The 690-nt window shown below is 64.3% G+C and carries 1 protein-coding gene; it reads left to right on the forward strand.

Annotated features, from left to right (window positions below):
* The coding region (locus RCF13_RS00185; protein ID WP_308140668.1) for a c-type cytochrome at positions 1-678 on the forward strand (678 nt) is incomplete at its 5' end.
* Between the last annotated feature and the right edge of the window lie 12 nt (positions 679-690).

Genomic DNA, 690 nt, shown 5'->3' on the forward strand with positions numbered 1-690 from the left:
CGCGCCCAGATCGAAGGCCGCGAGCCCAAGGGCCAGTTCTACCTGATGGAAACGGACAACCACATGGTGGTGCCCGTGGACAAGAAGGTGCGCGTCGTCCTGACCGCCGCCGACGTCATCCACTCCTGGATGATCCCGGACTTCGGCGTCAAGCAGGACGCGATCCCCGGTTTCCTGCGCGACGCCTGGTTCCGCGCCGAAAAGCCCGGTATCTACCGTGGCCAGTGCGCCGAACTGTGCGGCAAGGACCACGCCTTCATGCCCATCGTCGTGGAAGTCCTGGCGCAAGCGGACTACGATAAGTGGGTTGAGGACCAAAAGAAGAAGATGGCGGCAAACGCCGACGATCCCAATAAAGAGTGGACGGAAGCCGAACTGGTTGCCCGTGGCGAGAAGGTCTTCGCCGCCAATTGCGTGGCCTGTCACCAGGCCAACGGCAAGGGCATCCCGGGCAGCTTCCCCGCCCTCGATGGAGACAAGGTTGTGCTGGGCCCCAAAGCCGCCCAGATCAACACCGTGCTGAAGGGCAAGCCCGGCACCGCCATGGCGGCGTTCGGTCCCCAGCTCAATGATGTCGAGATCGCCGCGGTCATCAGCTATACGCGCCATGCCTGGAGCAACGCCGGCAAGGGGCAGGACCCGACAGTGATGCCGAAGGACGTGGCGGCCGCGCGTTGATCGCGCCCGCTT

Origin of the sequence: Stenotrophomonas maltophilia group sp. RNC7 (assembly GCF_030910085.1) — a bacterium.
Classification (GTDB): Bacteria; Pseudomonadota; Gammaproteobacteria; order Xanthomonadales; family Xanthomonadaceae; genus Stenotrophomonas; species Stenotrophomonas sepilia.